We start from the raw sequence: 16827 nt of genomic DNA, 5'->3' as shown, positions 1-16827 counted from the left end.
TTTAAGAAAATTGACCATAATTCTAAATGGTCGTGCAGTTGCGTGATGATATAGCAAAGCTATAGATCACGAGGAAAGTCCGGACTCTATAGAGGTATGGTGCCGGTTAACCTCCGGCAGAGTATTATTACTTTAGGGAAAGTACCACAGAAAATATACCGCCGAATATGAATATTTCGACACAACTTCAAATTTTGAAGTTCTATCTTAGTATTTTCGGTAAGGGTGAAAAGGTACGGTAAGAGCGTACCGGTAAGTTGGTAACAAATTACGCATGGTAAACCCCACCAAGAGCAAGATCAAATAGGCGTTACAGAACTTATCAAGTTCCCGGGTTATCTCTAACCGGCTTGTAATGCGGGTAGATCGCTTGAGGTAAACGGCAACGTTTATCCTAGATAAATAACTGCAATGAATTTCTATTCATACAGAACCCGGCTTATAGACCTTATTGTCATCCCGTGGTCCTTATGTCATTCCTGCGAAAGCAGGAATCTAGCAAAATCTATAAAAAACTTGTTTTTTTATAGACTTGTTTTATCAAATGTGTACTTATATTTTTCTAGATTCCTGTTTTCGCAGGAATGACATATGAAGTGTTTGTACAATATAGGACAAGACCACGAGATGACACCGAACTTATTATGACATAAATTTAATGAAAAAGTTATATCATTATCCTATTTGTCCTCTTTCAAGACAAGCCCGTGTCTTCTTAAAAGAATTAGATATAGAATTTACTACGATTAAAGAAGATTATTGGCAATTCAATAAAGATTTCTTAAAAATAAATCCTGCCGGAACATTGCCTATTTTAGAAGAATCATACGGCTTATTTGTGGTAGGTATTTATCCTTTTGTTGAATATCTTAATAGCAAATATCCGAATTTTAATTTTTTAGATGAAGATATTGATATTTGCTGTGAAATTCGGAGATTATTTTTTTGGTTTAACGATAAATTTTATCGTGAAGTTACTAAGATTATTATCGATGAAAAAGTTATAAGATCAATTGCTAAAATGAGCAGCCCACGAACCGAGTTTTTACGTGCTGCAAAAAATAATTTAAATTATCATTTAGAATATATAACTTCTTTACTAGAAAAAAGAAGTTATCTTGTATCGGATTCTTTAACTATTGCCGATATTGCCGCAAGTTGTCACTTATCGGTACTCGATTATTTCGGTGAGATTTATTGGGATAAATGGACGCTTATCAAACATTGGTATTCACTAATTAAATCAAGACCCGCTTTTAGGTTATTACTACAAGATAGAATCCCGGGCTTTACCCCTCCGAACTATTATACAGATTTAGATTTTTGAATAGACTTCTTCGGGAACTCTACTTCTAGAGGTAATTTGTGCGTCAATCCGCTGCTCGCATCCTCTCTCACGTACTTCTATGTACGCTGGTGGTGCTGTGCTGCGTGTTTCCTACAAATTCCTCTCTATAAGCGAGTTTCCGAAGAAGTCTAATATATAATTTAATAATTTGATTCTTTCCGTATCATGAGCTTTTAGTATTTTATGAATATTATTAAAAGATTGATTTTTTATGAGTGCAGGCTCATATTCAAGATGAACTCCACTTAAAATAGCTTTCCCATCACCGTAAGTACATTTTATTATTGCAGGTTTATTATCTTCATAACTTGCTATTATTTCAGTATCTTTAGTATTTTCTGCACCAACAAAATATCCACCGCCATTATAAAAAGCATAACAATCCTTAATATTTAAATTAAGTGTTGGATTTATTTTTAGATAAGCGGCTCTTGCTCCTTTATGTGAGTTGTAATAATAAGGAGCAAGCAGCGGTCCTCTAACCGTTCCATTGAAAATCTTTAATTCTCTTTCACCTATTACCTCTATATTTGTTCCTTTAGCGAATTCTACATAGTTACCGCTATAGTAACTGCCTGCACATATCCCAAGAAAATTACCGCCACTTTTTAAATAATTTTTTATATTAGCATTTCCTTTACCTTGCAATTTTTGTACATAGTATAAATCTCTTCCACCAAGTAAAATAAGTAATAAGGTGTTTTGAACCCACTTTTCGCCTATAATTTCTTGTGCAGTAATATAATCTACGTTATGCTTTGGAGCATAAAGTCTTAAGGTATGCACGCAATGCTTAATACTTTCTTTTGAAACTCCTAGATCATTATAAATTTTTATTTTCATTTTTATATTCTTGACAAGGACATTATATAATTCTATTTAGTGTAATTACTTAAAAATAAATTATGAGGCAATTTTATGCAAGTTAATTCAATCTCACTACCGTTAACCAAAAGGCAAGCAATAGAAATAGTTTTAGGAGTGGCATTACTTACTATTTGTTCACAAATAGTAATACCTATGAAGCCTATATTTATTTCATTGCAAACCGTTGCAGTGATGTTCATCGGACTTACATATAATAAGACTACTGCATCTTTAACTATACTATCTTACATAACTCTTGGAGCAATGGGAATCCCTGTGTTTGGAGAGTTTTCGGGCGGGTTACGAATATTATTCGGTCCCACCGCAGGATATCTAGCGGGTTTTGTAATTGCCGTATATATTATGACTAGCTTAAAAGATAAAATTTTTACTTCTAATAAATGGTTAAATCAGGTATCTTTATGTTTAATCGGTAATATAATTATTATGAGTTTTGGCTGGATGTGGCTTTCTAAACTCTTAGGACCAAGCGGTGCATTTTATGGTGGTGTATTACCTTTTATAATACCGGGAATAATTAAATCAGTATTATTAATTGGACTTATTAATGTAGTAAAACCAAAAACTCGATGAACTTCAAAATTTGACTATTTTAGTGTCATGCTGTGGCTTGACCACGGCATCCAGAAAAATAATAAAAATACTAATAATTATTAGTATTTTTTAATTAGACCCCGTGGACAAGCCACGGGGTTACAGAGGTGGAACTGATTATATTATTAAAGCAAAAAAAACAGTAACAAATGCTAATGCCGCATTTTCCGGTGCCGATCTGGAAAAATAATATTAAATATGATCTTGAAAATGTATCAAGGCTTTTAAAAGCCTTAGGTAATCCTCATTTAAGGCTTCCTCCCGTCATACATATAGCAGGTACAAACGGTAAAGGTTCAAGTACCGCTATGCTCAAAAGCATCTTTATGCTTGCCGGTTATAAGGTACATTGCTATACATCTCCTCATTTATTAGAATTTAATGAACGAATCGTAGTAGCAGGTGAGAAAATCTCGGATAATGAATTATGGCAGGTTTGTGAGCAGGTGAGGGTAGCAAGCGAAAAATTTAATATCGAACCTAGCTTCTTTGAAGGTACTACGGCAGCAGCATTTCTAGCATTTGAGAAAACAAAAGCTGATATATTAATTTTAGAAACGGGACTTGGCGGACGATTAGACGCAACAAATATAGTAGAACGACCGTTAATTACTTTAATTACACCTATTTCATATGATCATATGAATATGCTTGGTAATACATTACCCCTAATAGCAATTGAAAAAGCTGGTATTATGAAGTCTTGCGTTCCTTGCGTTATAAGTATGCAAGCTTTGGAAGTTTATGAAACATTATTTGCAAAGGCTGAAGAGTTAGAAGTACCGAGTTTCTGTTATGAATATGATTCCGGTATTAAAAAGACGGACAACGGATTTATTTATTCATCACGAAATTTTAGTTATGAGTTTCCGACTCCTTCGCTACTTGGTGATCATCAATTAATAAATGCTGCAAGCGTTATTGCTTTAATAAGTTTGATAAATAAACAATTTAATATCAGCAACGAAATTATCTCTAAAGGACTGCAAAATACTATTTGGGGAGCTAGAATCGAAAAAATAGAACCGAAAAAATATTCTAAATTAATAGGTGATAATGTTCAAATTTGGGTAGACGCAGCTCATAATAATAGCGGAGCTCAAGTTTTGGCAAATTGGATTTGTGATAATTTAAAATCACCGATATATTTAATACTCGGTATGACTAAAAATAGGAATATCGAGGAATTTTGCTCCTACTTTAAGGGTTTGACAATTAAAGGTTACGGTGTTAAAGTTTTATCCGAACCACTAAGCCATAGTGCAGAAACAATAAATTTGGAAGGCAGAAAGAGCGGTATTGATTTTAGCGAAAGCGACTCACTCGAAGAAGCGATTAGTGATATAAAGAAGATAAACGGCGATAATAAAGCAAATATTATAATAACCGGATCGCTTTATTTAGCTTCCGATTTTTATAAGTTACTATGATGTCATTCCTGCGTGGATACTAAATCGTCATTGCGAGCTACTGCAGGCCTTGTTGCATGGATCAATTCCACCACTGTCCATCCCGCGACTTGATCGCGGGATCCAGTTTAAAATACTAAAATTGTTAGTATTTTAAGTTGTTTTCTGGATACCGTGGTCAAGCCAAGGTATAACACCGAGTGCTTTTTTCGATCCATGCAACAAAGCCAATTTTTCCTCGCAATGACGTATTGATTCTCGCTATAAATATATAAAAACCAACATAGGAGAAAATAAATATGACCTATTGCAACAAATCTAATCAAACCTCATATCCTTTTATCTTACCTGATTTACCTTATGAGAAAGAAAGTTTTAAACTACATTTTACTCCCGAGACTTTTGATTATCATCATGGTAAACATCATAATACTTATGTACAAAATCTAAACAATTTACTCAAAGATAAAGAAGAATTACAAAAAAAAGATTTAGAAGAAATAATAGAATGGTCCTCTCAAAACTCAAATGCAGCTATTTTTAATAACGCAGCCCAAATATGGAATCATACCTTTTTTTGGCATTCAATAAAGCCGCAGGGCGGAGGTAAGCCAAACGATAAAATATTAGAACAAATTAATAAAGATTTCGGTAGTTTTGAAGGATTTTGTGAGCAGTTTAAGCAAGAGGCAGTAGGGCATTTCGGTAGCGGCTGGGCATGGCTTGTATATCACGATAATAGGTTACAAATTATAAAAACCGCTAATGCCGGTACACCTATAGCAAACGGTATGAAGCCGCTTCTCGCATGTGATGTATGGGAACATGCTTATTATATTGATTATCGTAATAAACGACCTGATTATGTTGACATATTTATTAAGCATATGATTAACTGGAAGTTTGTAGAAGATAACTTAATTAAGTAAAATTATGAATTTAGAGGATATTAAAAAGGCTCAAGAAACTCCCATCGAATATATAGCTTTTAGTGGAGGGGGAGCTAAGGGAGCAATATATTCCGGAGCTTATGAGGCAGCAAAAAAAGCCGGTATTTTGGATAATGTCAAGGCGGTAGCCGGTTCTTCCGCCGGTGCTATAACTGCAGCAGTGGTAACTCTTGGGACACCGCCTGAGCGATTTGAAGAAATTTCTAAAAATACAAATTTACAAACATTGCTTGGAAAAAAAGGATTTTCTGCGGGTATAGTACAGTTAAATAAAGACGGTAAACCTTTATATGATCTATTAGAACTTGTTATTAAAGAAAATATAGGAAATTTTTTACAGAGATCAGATATAGTAAATGTTAAAGATGATAAAGCTCTTGATGAATTAAGAGGAAGATACAACCAAAAAGACGGTAAAATATATTTTAAAGACATAGCGTTACTCCGAAAATACGATCCCGTACAATATAAGGATTTAGTAATTACGGCAACTCAGCAAGAGACAAGCGAACTAACTATTTTCAATAGCTTTGATACGCCAAATGTGGAAATTGCTTTAGCTTGCCGTGCTTCTGCTTCTATACCGCTTGTTTTTGAGCCGGTAGAAATTGATGGTAAAAAATATGTCGACGGCGGATATAGAGATAATATACCGACAAAATATTTTAAAGGCAATGAACTGGAATTTGACACAAAAGAAGTAACTGATAATATGGAGGAGATTACCTTAGCTAAAAAGCAAGGTAGAACTCTAGCTATGGCTTTTGGTACGGGTATAGAAGCTGATGCAAATATTGCTATATATAGTGCAAAAAAATTTGAAAGCCCAAGTGATATCGTGAAGTTTTTAGCTGATGTATTATTTAAGACGCTTGCAAAAGTAGGAGGAAAATTTAAATATACTGAAACTCTAAGAGAAACTAATGAGCAGTTACGTGAAAATGCTTTAAACACCGTTGTTTTAGATACTGCCGGAATAGATACTTTGGATTTCAAAGATGCACAAAAATATTCTGATTATTTGCATATTAAAGGATATTGTCAAACTAGAGAACATTTGAATAATCATGACCTTGGCAAAGAAGCAGATAAAACATTTGACCATCAAAAATTTCTACTAAATGTTTATGAAGTTTATGATAATAAAAATCTACATAAAACATTTGGAACTAAATTATTAGAAATGTTTATTCCGTCAAAAGAAAATAATACTTCTAAATGGCAAGAAGGAGTTATTGAAAATCATGATGATAAAGCAAAAATGTTATTATCATTTTGTAAAACCGGAGCATTAAACGAAAAAGAATTAAATGAAAAGCTTAAAGAATATGTAATTATTGCTGCAACTAGTCGTAATAATACACTAAAAGCCGATACAAACTCATTGAAAGCTTTGCTGCATACCTTAAATGATCCTGCTGCTTCAAGTAAAATAAAAGATAGTTTCATTGAGGTACTTGGAATAGATAAAAATAAAGATGTACGATTTGATAAAACTAAAACCTTTGATGAAAATATTGCTAAGTTTAAATTTACCAAACAAGATTTAGAAAGCTTTATAACTAAAAGTAAAAGCGAAGCACCAAAAATTCAAAGCAAACATAACGTAGCTACAAGTCATGTAAGTAGGGGGTGAGTTAGGTGGTGTCTACTGTTACCCCGTGGCTTGACCACGGTATCCAGAAAAACAATTTAAAATGCTAATAATTTGGACCCCGTGGTCAAGCCACGGGGTGACAATGGAAAAATGAACATCGGTAAATTTAAACTAATTGTTTTTGACAAGCTAGACAGTACAAACTCTGAGGCTATGAGAATTGCTCGGAATGCTAAAGTTGATTCAAACTATGCAGTACTTGCCAAATCTCAAACTAGCGGATTTGGTAGAAGCGGCAAACACTGGCAGTCTAGGTCAGATAACTTACATGTAAGTTTACTAATAAAGCCTGATAAAGAGCTAGAATTATTACCGCAATTATCTTTTGTTACGGCACTTGCCGTTTATGAGAGTATAGAATTGTTGACTATGTCATCTAGTAGCTTGACCACGGGATCCAGTAAACCAACAACCAATGATGCTGCAAGTTATTTTTTGGATCCTGTGGTCAAGCCACGGGATGACAGTGTACAACTAAAATGGCCCAATGATGTATTAATTAACGGTCGGAAAATTGCCGGTATACTTCTTGAATCTGTTAAAGTAGAAAATAATTATTACCTTATTATCGGTATCGGTATTAATATCACCTATCACCCTGATAATATCGACCAGCCTACTACTAGCTTAATAGGCGAAAATCTACCGCCTATAGAACCACAAGCTTTACTTAAGATATTAATAGAGAATTTTGAAAAATATTATCAAATTTGGTATAATAACGGTTTTCCTTTTATTAGAGAAAAATGGTTAGAACATGCTTATAAGTTACATGAAAATATTAGCGTTAAATATCAAAATGATATAGTAACCGGTTTTTTTAAAGATATTGATAGTACCGGCAGAATAATATTGCAACTACCTTCCAAAAAAATAATCTCTTTTTCCACTGCCGAACTTTTCTTTTAGCAAAAATATTACTAAATTTAAATTGTAGATTTAATTTTTGTTAACTTCTACTTAAGCTCTAATTTAACAAGGTAATAAATATATGCCCCAAGAGAACAGCAATCCAAGTTATACGTCTCAAGCATTTTTAACAAATGCATATAAGCAATTAAACGAATTTAAAAAACTTTCTTCTAATAACATTCGTACATTAATGCAAGATTTTTATAAAATTGAAAAAGCTTTTAAATGTGCCTTATTTACCGGTAATAATAACGCATGTGAAGGTTTAGTAGAATTATATGACGAAATAATAAAAAAATGCCTGATTATGAACTTCAAAATATAAATATAACACAATTTAGAGATATTATGGTCTTAGTCAGAAGAGAACTTAAAAATGAAAAATGTATAAATACTTCCTTATTGTCATTAGATATTAATGAAAAATTTTTTAAACCAAGTGTTGTTGCTCACGTAAAAGCTATTGAAATATGTCAAAAGCAAAATAGTGAAGATCCTTTCGTAATTAATGAGTATGAAATTATTGACAATTTTAATCTCACTCTTGATAGCCTCTGTATATCTGTAACAATAGACTATTCAGAGCTTGTATCCTCAATAACCATACATGAAGATGAGGTTAAAATAATAACCTCAGATAATTCGTGTAATATATTATAGGGATATGGATTATGAAACAAACTCCTATTTCAGCTCAAAAATTTATACAACTAACTCCTGAATATTTATATGAAAAAGGTAAAATCTTATAAAGATGCTTTACTGGAAGAAGAGATTTCTAAGCAACAAGAAAAATTTGTAGATACCATATTATATTTTCAAGGTGCTATGTTTTTAGGAAGTAATTATGCTTGTGCATATTTATCAGAATTAAATGAAAATCACCTTGGAATCAATAATGAACAACTAAGTAATTTAATAAAAATTGTAATTAATATAGGAAAATTTTTACATCATAGCAAGTTAACAAATTCTGTATGTTTAAAAGATTTTGGGATATCTGATTACTCTGAACTTATGGATATATGAATGCAGTACAGGGAGAATGGCGTAAAATTCCTGTTCCTGAATACTTAATTTTTTCTAATTTAAAATCAATTATAACAGATTTTAATAGCACTTTACCCACTGAGTACCATTTAATTACCGATGAAAGGTGGATATATTAGGTGAGGAAAATAAAGAAAACCCCCCTGCCTTATTAAATGTCTAATGTTGTGATAATATTTTGAAAAACGTAGAAATAAAAAACAATAAAATTTTTTATTTATCACCGGTAAATCAGTTGCTTAAGGAAGGTTTAAGACAACAAGAAATGTTTTTTGTTTTTCACGATAAATGGCCTTCCTATACTAAAAAAGCAGTTAATCTATTGTTTGAGTCAGCAGTAGAAAATTTAACCTGTGCGATGTTACTTGGTAAAGAAGAGGCAATATTGCCTCTATCTCAGCTTTATTATAGCGGTACTATTTACGATATTTTACCGGATTTAGTTTTTGGTGATTATATTGTTTTAATAGGTCAAAAACTTGGATATAAATCATGCCAAAATATTCCTTTAAGAATGATTACTAATATTAAGTGTTTAGAAAAGCAGCTAGATAGTCTCGCTATTACTATTACTTCTAATATGTTATTTTATTATCGTAATTTTAAATGCATAGGTGATAATATTAAAAAAAATTATTAAAGACTGCAATGAGCAATTTGATAAAGCATGGCATTTTTGTAAAATTGAATATTCCTATTCAACATTATTATCTTTTGAAATGCCGGAAGAAGAAGCCAAAAAACTTGAAGAAGTACCTTTAATAGGCACAAAATCTACTGATGATAGTAAATGTTTAATGTCTTAAATATTTTCTCTATGTTTAGTTTTTTCGTCATTGCGAGGAAATTGCATAGCAATTGACGAAGCAATCTCAGGATATTTGATGAGATTGCCACGCAGCCTATGGCTGCTCGCAATGACGATTTAATGCCTCACAGTAATAACATAATAGAATTCCTACCCACCTCTTAGTGCTAGCATTTTTTCAGTTATATTATCTTTAGCTTTTTAAAATCAAAAGGTAATAAATATATGAAAAAATAATCTACAGCAATCAAACTTTCGACAAATCCGTAACCGATAATGAGGTAGTAATTATCGGCTATGCGAGTGTTTATAATATTGCCGATCATCATAACGATTTAATTTCTAAAGGGGCTTTTGCAAATGCTTCTCACCATAACGTAAAATTTCTTTGGCAACATGACAGTAAAAAACCTATCGGGATTATTACTCATTTGGTGGAAGTAATTTTGCTTTTAGATTTAGGGATTATGCCGATTATAAAGTGTAGATTACAACGAGTGACCTTAACAATTCCCTTAGGTCAAGATGTAATTTTAACTGCTTTGAATATTCTTATTGTAATGACGGCTCTATAGAATTATCCAACATAGAATTAGTAGAGGTAGTTATACTCGTTTAATTTGAAAAATTGGCAGCGTTACTTTTCGCTTATAATCCTCACGTATTATATATACGCTGCGGTCATAAGCTTCAAAGTGCCTTGCTCTTTTCCAAATTAAACTTCGTCTATCTACTTTATTTATCAGGAGTATATATGAGTATTTTATCATCTAATAATATTGAAGAAGTGATTACAAAGCTTGCGAATTTTGTTTATTGTTTTCAAATTAAGCTAGCTAGCGGTGAGGAATTAAACTTAACAAATAGCGATCATGCTATAAAAAGTGAAGAGAGCGTTTTTTTGCCGAATTCCGGTTTAGATTTAAAAGAAGCGGAATTTAACGATTCCGCACAAAACCATATAATAATTGAAGGTATTTTTGAGGAAAACGGCATTACGACGACAATGGATTTAAATAATGCTATTGTTAAAATAATAATATATACTGACAAGTTAAACTTTAAAATACATTTAAAACCTGAATCAGACTATAATTAATCGATATAGCAAAACATGTAGAGCAGTTTTCGGAGATAGTAAATGTAAAATAGATAAAGCTTTATATAGCGGCATATATAAGGTTAAAGAAATGCTCAAGGAAAGTTTAAGAATACTAGATTTAGATAAAGAAAACGGCTATTATAACGGCGGTCAAATTATATTCGGCAAAAATCGTTTTAGCAGTAAAATTCTAAGCAATTTCGGTGATTTGATTATATTAGAGAATATTATACCGGATTATGCTAAAGATGCCGAGGAAGTAAAAATTACTGCCGGATGTGATAAAAATTTTATAACCTGTTGCAATAAATTTAATAATGCTATAAATTTGGGGGCGAACCGCTAATACCAAAAAAAGATTTTATAAATTTAGTATAATCAATGAAACAAAGTTTTATAAAACTAGTATATGCAGAGCTAAAGAATATAATAAATATGAAAAGCTCCAAACAACAGCAAAAAAAAGAAACGCAATTAATTGATTATTTTAAAATAGTTGAAAGTAATATATTATATACATTTCAAAAAATAAAAAAGGAATATGAAAGAGACTAAACGTTTTTTTAACAAAAATAATAGATTAAATAAAGGTTATGCTAAGACTTTTAGTGTAAATGAGCCTGATAATAATTTTTACCGTAAAAAATTTGAACATATATTACCGCCAATTGATTTAATCAGTGAGTATGAGAGTATTTATCCTGGTACTTTACAGGAATTAATACATATGGCACAGAAAGAACAAGCTCATAAGCATGCTATAGACCTAAAAAACTTGAAAATACAGGAGAGAGTCGCTAAATTAACACGAATCTGTTTATTAACATTTGGAATTTGCCTTGTAGTTTCAATTTTTTTTAAAGCTTTCTAAATAAAATTAAAGATAAAATATTTTATTTACTTGTAATTTTAAATAAAATAAGTTAAATGCAATATATATTTATTTATAAACATAATACGGAGAAATTTTATTTCTAAAAATAATTTTCCTAAGGCTAATAGAGGAATCAGAGCTAGAGAAGTTCGTCTAGTAGGCGAAAACGGCGAAATGCACGGCATCGTAAATATTAGAGAAGCATTAGATATGGCGGAAAGAGCCGGTCTTGACTTAGTCGAGATATCACCGAATGCTGTACCCCCTGTCTGTAAAATTCTAGATTTTGGTAAGTTTAAGTATGAAAGCAAAAAGCGTTTGCATGAAGCACGCAAAAAGCAAAAAATCGTCGTACTTAAAGAGATGAAATTTAAACCTAATATTAGTATAGGTGATTTTGAAACTAAGCTAAGAAAAATAAAAGAATTTTTAAAAGACAGAGATAAAGTAAAAATTTCTTTATTGTTTAAAGGGCGAGAGATTCTTCATAAAGAGGTCGGTCAAGAACTATTTAAACGTATAGAAGTAGGACTCGAAGGACTCGTTAAAATCGATCAGCATGCTAAAATGGAAGGTAAGCAGATGATAATGATAGTTAGCCCTGATATTAAGGTGCAATAGCTACTCAAATCGTCATTGCAAGCGGATATTGTTGTGTGAACCGGTTTTCCCATCATTGCGAGGGAATTGCATAGCAATTGACGAAGCAATCTCAGGAGTTTGTTATTATTTCATGAGATTGCCACGCAGTCTACGACTACTCGCAATGACAGGGTGGTATCCACGCAACGATACCTCCTCGCAATGACGTGTAAATGTAATAACAATAATAAAAAATCAAATCTAAATAAGTTATGCCGATTAAAATTTTAATGCCTGCTTTATCTCCAACTATGACGGGAGGAAATCTAGCTAGGTGGTTAAAAAAAGAAGGGGACAAAGTTAATCCCGGGGAAGTAATTGTCGAAATTGAAACCGATAAAGCAACGATGGAAGTAGAAGCAGTAGACGAAGGTATACTTGCCAAAATAGTTATCCCACAAAATAGTCAAAATGTACCTGTTAACTCTTTAATTGCCGTGTTAAGCGAAGAGGGTGAAGAAAAAACGGACATTGATGCGTTTATTGCAAAAAATAATAGTGTATCACCGTTACCGAAAACAGATACTAATCTTCCAAAACCCCACGAAAATATAGCTAATGTAGAAGAACAGGGAGCAGTTATAAAACATGATACTAGTAAAATATTCACCTCACCGCTTGCAAAAAGACTTGCAAAAATGGGGAATATTAGGCTTGAGAGCGTGAAAGGTAGCGGTCCGCACGGTAGAATAGTTAAACAAGATATCTTATCATATACTTCTAGCACTGTTCATAATAAAATAGTTAGTAGAAATCCTGAAGAATATCGTTTAGTACCAAATAATAACATCCGTAAGATTATAGCCAAGCGTCTGCTTGAATCTAAACAAACAGTTCCGCATTTTTATTTATCTATAGAATGTAATGTCGATAAATTGTTAGATATAAGAGAAGACATTAATAAATCTTTTTCTGAAGATAAATCAACAAAGATATCGGTTAATGATTTTATTATTTTAGCAGTAGCCAAAACTTTACAAGAAGTGCCAAATGCCAATGCTAGCTGGGGAGAAGATGCGATTAGATATTACAATAATGTTGACATTTCAGTAGCAGTAGCAATTGAAAATGGGCTTGTTACGCCGATAGTTAAAAATGCCAATCAAAAAAATATTATAGAACTATCTCGTGAAATGAAAGAATTAATAAAGAAAGCAAAAGATAATAAATTAACCCCTGAAGAATTTCAGGGCGGAGGGTTTACCATTTCTAACCTTGGTATGTACGGTATTAAGAATTTTAATGCTATAATTAATCCACCGCAAAGTTGTATAATGGGCGTCGGTAGTAGCTCAAAACGTGCTATAGTCAAGAATGATCAAATAACTATAGCAACAATTATGGACGTAACTCTTTCTGCCGATCACCGAGTAGTAGACGGAGCAGCCGGTGCTGAGTTCTTGGCAGCATTTAAAAAGTTTATAGAGAGTCCCGCTTTGATGTTGATATAAGTCGTCATTGCGAGCAGGCATTATTGCGTGGATCAATTTCACCTCTGTCATCCCGTGGCTTGACCACGGGATCCATAAAAACAATTTAAAATACTAATAATATTAGTATTTTAAGCTGAATACCGCGATCAAGTCGCGGTATGACAATAATAAATCACAAATAACATGAGTTTTTCAGATAATTTAGCAAAAATTTTAGATAAATATGAAAATTTAGGCAAAAAACTATCTTCCGGCATTATGGGAGATGAGTTTGTTAAGGCATCTAAAGAATATGCCGAATTTGAAGATGTTGTAGCAAAAATTAAAGAATATAATAAGGCTAAATCTGAGCTTGAAGAAGCAAATAATTTTAAGCTAGAAGTAGGACTTGATAATGCTACCTTAGAAATGATTGAAGACGAAATCCACACTCTTGAAAATTCGTTACCAAAACTTGAAAGAGCCGTAAAAATTGCTTTATTACCGAAAGATGATGCGGATAGTAAAAGTGCTATTATTGAAGTTAGAGCAGGAAGCGGCGGAGAAGAAGCCGCACTTTTTGCTGCCGTACTTTTTAATATGTATCAAAGATATGCTGAGTTAAAAGGATGGCGTTTTGAGATATTAGCAATTTCCGATACGGGAATAGGCGGTTATAAAGAAGCATCGGCGTCGATAAAAGGTAAAGATGTATTCTCTAAACTCAAATTTGAGTCAGGCGTTCATAGAGTGCAGAGAGTACCGGAAACGGAATCACAAGGACGTATTCACACTTCGGCAGCAACGGTTGCGGTACTTCCTGAGGCTGAAGAGGTTGATATTAAAATTGAAGATAAAGACTTAAAAATCGATACTTATAGAGCTTCAGGAGCTGGCGGACAGCACGTTAATACTACCGATTCTGCCGTGCGTATAACCCATATCCCTACCAGTATTACTGTAGCCTTACAAGATGAGAAGTCACAGCATAAAAATAAAGCAAAGGCGTTTAAAATTCTACGTGCTAGAATTTATGAAGAAGAACGACGTAAAAAGGAACAAGAAAGAGCTGATAGCAGAAGAGGGCAGGTAGGTTCGGGAGATCGTTCGGAGCGGATACGTACTTATAATTTCCCACAGGGAAGAGTATCCGACCATAGAATAAACTTAACACTTTATAAGATAGACGAAGTAGTTAAAAACGGACAATTAGATGAGTTTGTTGAAGCTTTAATTGCAGATGATGAAGCTAAGAAACTTTCGGAGATATAAAAGTGTATACGTCATTGCGAGTAGGCATTGTTGCGTGGACCGGTAAAAGCTACGGGGTGACACACAGTGGCTTTTACCGGTCCACGCAACAATGCCTACTCGCAATGATGATATACAGCAAAAATACAGCCTAATAAACAAATGAAACCACAAGCATCTATAAACGGTAAAATCTGGCAGCAGAAACTGATTAACGAAGATATAGTCACCGAGTTATGTCGTAGTTTCAAAATTAGTGATTTACTTGCTAGGATAGTATCATTAAGAGTAAATAATCTAGAGGAAGTAGAAAATTTTTTGATACCGAAAATCAAAAATTTATTACCTGATCCTTTTCATCTACTTGATATGGAAAAGGCTGTAGATAGAACCGTTAAAGCTATTTTAAATAACCAAAAAATATGTATCTTTGCCGATTATGATGTGGACGGTGCTACTTCAGCCGCTTTACTTAAAAATATTTTTAGAGATTTAAATATAATATGTGATATTTATGTTCCCGATCGTATAGCTGAAGGATACGGTCCAACTCCTTTTGCTATGCAAAAAATTAAAGATAACGGCACAGAATTATTAATTACGGTTGATTGCGGTGCTATGGAACATGAAGCCCTAAAATACGCAAAAGACGTTAATCTTGATGTTATAGTAATCGATCATCATATAGCTACGGAAATATTACCGGATGCAGTAGCTATAGTAAATCCAAATCGTATTGATGAAAAAAGCGAATATAAACATTTGGCAGCCGTAGGAGTTGCTTTCTTATTTGCAACTGCAATATTATCGAATTTAAAGAAGCAAAATTATTTCACGCAAACAATGCTTCAGCCTAATCTAATGAAGTATCTAGATTTAGTGGCTCTTGGTACTGTTTGCGATATGATGAAATTAACAGGCTTAAATCGTGCATTTGTCGCAAGCGGATTGAAAGTAATGCAACAAAGGCAAAATATAGGGATTAAAACATTATATGATATGGCAGGGCTTAATGAAATACCAAAATGTTATCATTTAGGGTTTATTCTAGGTCCGCGTATCAACGCAGGCGGTAGAGTAGGAAAGTCAAGTTTAGGAGCTAATCTCCTATCTACTAGTTGTTCTAATGAAGCAAATAAATTAGCTGAAGAACTTGAAAAACATAATAATGAGCGTAAAGTAATTGAGTTATTAATGATAGAAGAAGCAATGGAAATTGCTTTGACACAACAAGATAGTAGTTTATTATTTATCGTAAAAGAAGGATGGCATCCAGGCGTTATAGGAATCGTTGCCGGCAGATTAAAAGAAAAATTTGATAAGCCGGTGGCAGTTATAGCTTTAAATGACGGGATTGGTAAAGCTTCATGCCGTTCTATTTTAGGTATTGATTTTGGTGCTGAAATTATCAATGCTAAAAGCAAAGATTTGCTAATAGCAGGCGGAGGTCATGCTATGGCGGCAGGTTTTACCGTAACTGCTGAAAAATTACAAGAATTGCAGAATTTTTTTAATAATGCTTTTAGAATTAGTATAAATAAACTAGAAAATTATAAGCATGCGGAATATGATATTGATTTAACGGTTAATAGTGTGAATTTCCATTTAATGGAGGAATTAAACACTTTAGAGCCTTTCGGTCAAGGAAATCATGAGCCTATATTTAAATTCGATGATTTATTTGTATTAAAAGCGGATATCGTTGGAAGTAAGCATATTAAATGTATGCTTGTTCCAAATAAGCGAGGCTGTGGTAATAAAGCCTTATCTGCTATTGCTTTTAATTCGGTAGGAACTTCATTTGAAGATGTTTTATTAAGCCCTAAAGCAAAAAATATTACCGCAATAGGAACGTTAAAAACAAATAATTGGCAAGATAATTATACTATTCAATTAATTATAAAAGATATACTTCTAAAAGAGTAGATAG

The 16827-nt window shown here is 32.8% G+C and carries 20 protein-coding genes, 1 other RNA gene and 4 pseudogenes; 22 read left to right on the top strand and 3 right to left on the bottom strand.

Annotation, left to right across the window (positions count from 1 at the left end; translation table 11 throughout):
• Positions 1 to 22: 22 nt before the first annotated feature.
• Together rnpB and RMONA_RS05600 are read left to right on the top strand one after the other, a co-directional pair.
• Positions 23 to 458: RNase P RNA component class A (gene rnpB / locus RMONA_RS07510), an RNA gene on the top strand.
• A 200-nt stretch (positions 459 to 658) separates the two neighbouring features.
• Positions 659 to 1327 carry a glutathione S-transferase family protein gene (locus RMONA_RS05600; protein WP_023508187.1) on the top strand — a complete coding sequence of 223 codons (669 nt, stop codon included), beginning with the start codon at positions 659 to 661 and terminating at the stop codon, positions 1325 to 1327.
• Here the strand turns inward: RMONA_RS05600 and RMONA_RS08665 are convergent.
• Together RMONA_RS08665 and RMONA_RS05595 are read right to left on the bottom strand one after the other, a co-directional pair.
• Positions 1315 to 1484: pseudogene (locus RMONA_RS08665) on the bottom strand (palindromic element RPE1 domain-containing protein); the annotation flags it as partial. The gene RMONA_RS05600 and the pseudogene RMONA_RS08665 overlap by 13 nt on opposite strands.
• On the bottom strand, positions 1439 to 2191 hold the full coding sequence (locus RMONA_RS05595; RefSeq protein WP_023508188.1) for a BPL-N domain-containing protein: 753 nt from the start codon (positions 2189 to 2191) through the stop codon (positions 1439 to 1441). The gene RMONA_RS05595 and the pseudogene RMONA_RS08665, both read right to left, overlap by 46 nt.
• A 75-nt stretch (positions 2192 to 2266) precedes the next feature.
• Between RMONA_RS05595 and RMONA_RS05590 the strand changes: the two genes are divergently transcribed.
• Together RMONA_RS05590 and RMONA_RS05585 are read left to right on the top strand one after the other, a co-directional pair.
• Entirely contained in the window at positions 2267 to 2809 is a 543-nt protein-coding gene (locus tag RMONA_RS05590; protein ID WP_023508189.1) for a biotin transporter BioY, read from the top strand.
• Between the two features lie 170 nt (positions 2810 to 2979).
• Complete coding sequence (locus tag RMONA_RS05585; protein WP_037231786.1) at positions 2980 to 4260, top strand: folylpolyglutamate synthase/dihydrofolate synthase family protein; 1281 nt, start codon at positions 2980 to 2982, stop codon at positions 4258 to 4260.
• Positions 4261 to 4304: 44 nt separating this feature from the next.
• On the opposite strand, the pseudogene RMONA_RS11520 reads toward RMONA_RS05585, so the two are convergent.
• Positions 4305 to 4461: pseudogene (locus RMONA_RS11520) on the bottom strand (MFS transporter); the annotation flags it as partial.
• A 77-nt stretch (positions 4462 to 4538) separates the two neighbouring features.
• On the opposite strand from RMONA_RS11520, the gene RMONA_RS05580 reads away from it, so the two are divergent.
• The 18 genes and pseudogenes from RMONA_RS05580 (at position 4539) to recJ (ending at position 16823) form a co-directional block, all read left to right on the top strand.
• On the top strand, positions 4539 to 5168 hold the full coding sequence (locus RMONA_RS05580) for a superoxide dismutase (protein WP_023508191.1): 630 nt from the start codon (positions 4539 to 4541) through the stop codon (positions 5166 to 5168).
• Positions 5169 to 5172: 4 nt separating this feature from the next.
• Entirely contained in the window at positions 5173 to 6825 is a 1653-nt protein-coding gene (locus RMONA_RS07430; RefSeq protein WP_023508192.1) for a patatin-like phospholipase family protein, read from the top strand.
• A gap of 111 nt (positions 6826 to 6936) precedes the next feature.
• The gene (locus RMONA_RS05570) at positions 6937 to 7755 is read left to right on the top strand and encodes a biotin--[acetyl-CoA-carboxylase] ligase (protein WP_037231791.1); all 819 of its coding nucleotides are present in this window, start codon (positions 6937 to 6939) and stop codon (positions 7753 to 7755) included.
• 82 nt (positions 7756 to 7837) lie between these two features.
• Positions 7838 to 8083 carry a hypothetical protein gene (locus RMONA_RS05565; protein ID WP_023508194.1) on the top strand — a complete coding sequence of 82 codons (246 nt, stop codon included), beginning with the start codon at positions 7838 to 7840 and terminating at the stop codon, positions 8081 to 8083.
• A complete protein-coding gene (locus RMONA_RS05560) occupies positions 8056 to 8418 on the top strand; it encodes a hypothetical protein (RefSeq protein ID WP_023508195.1) in 363 nt (120 codons plus the stop codon). Before RMONA_RS05565 ends, RMONA_RS05560 begins: the two co-directional genes overlap by 28 nt.
• Positions 8419 to 8487: 69 nt before the next feature.
• Positions 8488 to 8787 (top strand): hypothetical protein, encoded by a 300-nt coding sequence (locus RMONA_RS05555; protein WP_023508196.1) that lies wholly within the window; start codon positions 8488 to 8490, stop codon positions 8785 to 8787.
• A 199-nt stretch (positions 8788 to 8986) separates the two neighbouring features.
• Positions 8987 to 9448, top strand: coding sequence for a hypothetical protein (locus RMONA_RS10480; protein WP_242402807.1), 462 nt, complete (start codon positions 8987 to 8989; stop codon positions 9446 to 9448).
• The gene (locus tag RMONA_RS10475; RefSeq protein WP_052691096.1) at positions 9423 to 9614 is read left to right on the top strand and encodes a hypothetical protein; all 192 of its coding nucleotides are present in this window, start codon (positions 9423 to 9425) and stop codon (positions 9612 to 9614) included. The genes RMONA_RS10480 and RMONA_RS10475 overlap by 26 nt, the downstream gene beginning before the upstream one ends.
• Positions 9615 to 9837: 223 nt before the next feature.
• On the top strand, positions 9838 to 10191 hold the full coding sequence (locus RMONA_RS11515) for an HK97 family phage prohead protease (RefSeq protein WP_410526359.1): 354 nt from the start codon (positions 9838 to 9840) through the stop codon (positions 10189 to 10191).
• Positions 10155 to 10235, top strand: a pseudogene (locus RMONA_RS11280) (phage distal tail protein, Rcc01695 family); the annotation flags it as partial. The gene RMONA_RS11515 and the pseudogene RMONA_RS11280, both read left to right, overlap by 37 nt.
• A gap of 135 nt (positions 10236 to 10370) precedes the next feature.
• The gene (locus tag RMONA_RS08650) at positions 10371 to 10715 is read left to right on the top strand and encodes a baseplate hub domain-containing protein (RefSeq protein WP_023508199.1); all 345 of its coding nucleotides are present in this window, start codon (positions 10371 to 10373) and stop codon (positions 10713 to 10715) included.
• Positions 10716 to 10806: 91 nt separating this feature from the next.
• A pseudogene (locus RMONA_RS08645) lies at positions 10807 to 11096 on the top strand (phage BR0599 family protein).
• A gap of 3 nt (positions 11097 to 11099) precedes the next feature.
• Positions 11100 to 11273 carry a hypothetical protein gene (locus RMONA_RS09690; RefSeq protein ID WP_008580225.1) on the top strand — a complete coding sequence of 58 codons (174 nt, stop codon included), beginning with the start codon at positions 11100 to 11102 and terminating at the stop codon, positions 11271 to 11273.
• Entirely contained in the window at positions 11260 to 11589 is a 330-nt protein-coding gene (locus RMONA_RS05540) for a DUF2335 domain-containing protein (RefSeq protein ID WP_023508201.1), read from the top strand. The genes RMONA_RS09690 and RMONA_RS05540 overlap by 14 nt, the downstream gene beginning before the upstream one ends.
• A 63-nt stretch (positions 11590 to 11652) precedes the next feature.
• Positions 11653 to 12213 (top strand): translation initiation factor IF-3, encoded by a 561-nt coding sequence (gene infC / locus RMONA_RS05535; RefSeq protein WP_096001038.1) that lies wholly within the window; start codon positions 11653 to 11655, stop codon positions 12211 to 12213.
• Between the two features lie 233 nt (positions 12214 to 12446).
• Positions 12447 to 13685, top strand: a complete 1239-nt coding sequence (locus tag RMONA_RS05530) for a pyruvate dehydrogenase complex dihydrolipoamide acetyltransferase (protein WP_023508203.1) — start codon at positions 12447 to 12449, stop codon at positions 13683 to 13685.
• 165 nt (positions 13686 to 13850) lie between these two features.
• The gene (gene prfA, locus RMONA_RS05525) at positions 13851 to 14918 is read left to right on the top strand and encodes a peptide chain release factor 1 (protein WP_023508204.1); all 1068 of its coding nucleotides are present in this window, start codon (positions 13851 to 13853) and stop codon (positions 14916 to 14918) included.
• Positions 14919 to 15059: 141 nt separating this feature from the next.
• A complete protein-coding gene (gene recJ / locus RMONA_RS05520) occupies positions 15060 to 16823 on the top strand; it encodes a single-stranded-DNA-specific exonuclease RecJ (RefSeq protein ID WP_023508205.1) in 1764 nt (587 codons plus the stop codon).
• Positions 16824 to 16827 lie beyond the last annotated feature (4 nt).

This window comes from Rickettsia monacensis (assembly GCF_000499665.2).
Classification (GTDB): Bacteria; Pseudomonadota; Alphaproteobacteria; order Rickettsiales; family Rickettsiaceae; genus Rickettsia; species Rickettsia tamurae.
This window is presented reverse-complemented; position numbering and strand designations above follow the sequence as displayed.

What these genes read in the sequence shown, in the direction of transcription:
- RMONA_RS05560 (WP_023508195.1), top strand. Translation starts at nt 8,056, where the DNA reads ATGCCTGATTATGAACTTCAAAATATAAATATAACACAATTTAGAGAT.
- RMONA_RS05580 (WP_023508191.1), top strand. Translation starts at nt 4,539, where the DNA reads ATGACCTATTGCAACAAATCTAATCAAACCTCATATCCTTTTATCTTA.
- RMONA_RS05555 (WP_023508196.1), top strand. Translation starts at nt 8,488, where the DNA reads ATGAAAAAGGTAAAATCTTATAAAGATGCTTTACTGGAAGAAGAGATT.
- RMONA_RS05590 (WP_023508189.1), top strand. Translation starts at nt 2,267, where the DNA reads ATGCAAGTTAATTCAATCTCACTACCGTTAACCAAAAGGCAAGCAATA.
- RMONA_RS05530 (WP_023508203.1), top strand. Translation starts at nt 12,447, where the DNA reads ATGCCGATTAAAATTTTAATGCCTGCTTTATCTCCAACTATGACGGGA.
- prfA (WP_023508204.1), top strand. Translation starts at nt 13,851, where the DNA reads ATGAGTTTTTCAGATAATTTAGCAAAAATTTTAGATAAATATGAAAAT.
- RMONA_RS05600 (WP_023508187.1), top strand. Translation starts at nt 659, where the DNA reads ATGAAAAAGTTATATCATTATCCTATTTGTCCTCTTTCAAGACAAGCC.
- RMONA_RS05595 (WP_023508188.1), bottom strand. Translation starts at nt 2,191, where the DNA reads ATGAAAATAAAAATTTATAATGATCTAGGAGTTTCAAAAGAAAGTATT.
- RMONA_RS05540 (WP_023508201.1), top strand. Translation starts at nt 11,260, where the DNA reads ATGAAAGAGACTAAACGTTTTTTTAACAAAAATAATAGATTAAATAAA.
- RMONA_RS09690 (WP_008580225.1), top strand. Translation starts at nt 11,100, where the DNA reads ATGAAACAAAGTTTTATAAAACTAGTATATGCAGAGCTAAAGAATATA.
- RMONA_RS05585 (WP_037231786.1), top strand. Translation starts at nt 2,980, where the DNA reads ATGCTAATGCCGCATTTTCCGGTGCCGATCTGGAAAAATAATATTAAA.
- recJ (WP_023508205.1), top strand. Translation starts at nt 15,060, where the DNA reads ATGAAACCACAAGCATCTATAAACGGTAAAATCTGGCAGCAGAAACTG.
- RMONA_RS07430 (WP_023508192.1), top strand. Translation starts at nt 5,173, where the DNA reads ATGAATTTAGAGGATATTAAAAAGGCTCAAGAAACTCCCATCGAATAT.
- RMONA_RS08650 (WP_023508199.1), top strand. Translation starts at nt 10,371, where the DNA reads ATGAGTATTTTATCATCTAATAATATTGAAGAAGTGATTACAAAGCTT.
- RMONA_RS05565 (WP_023508194.1), top strand. Translation starts at nt 7,838, where the DNA reads ATGCCCCAAGAGAACAGCAATCCAAGTTATACGTCTCAAGCATTTTTA.
- RMONA_RS05570 (WP_037231791.1), top strand. Translation starts at nt 6,937, where the DNA reads ATGAACATCGGTAAATTTAAACTAATTGTTTTTGACAAGCTAGACAGT.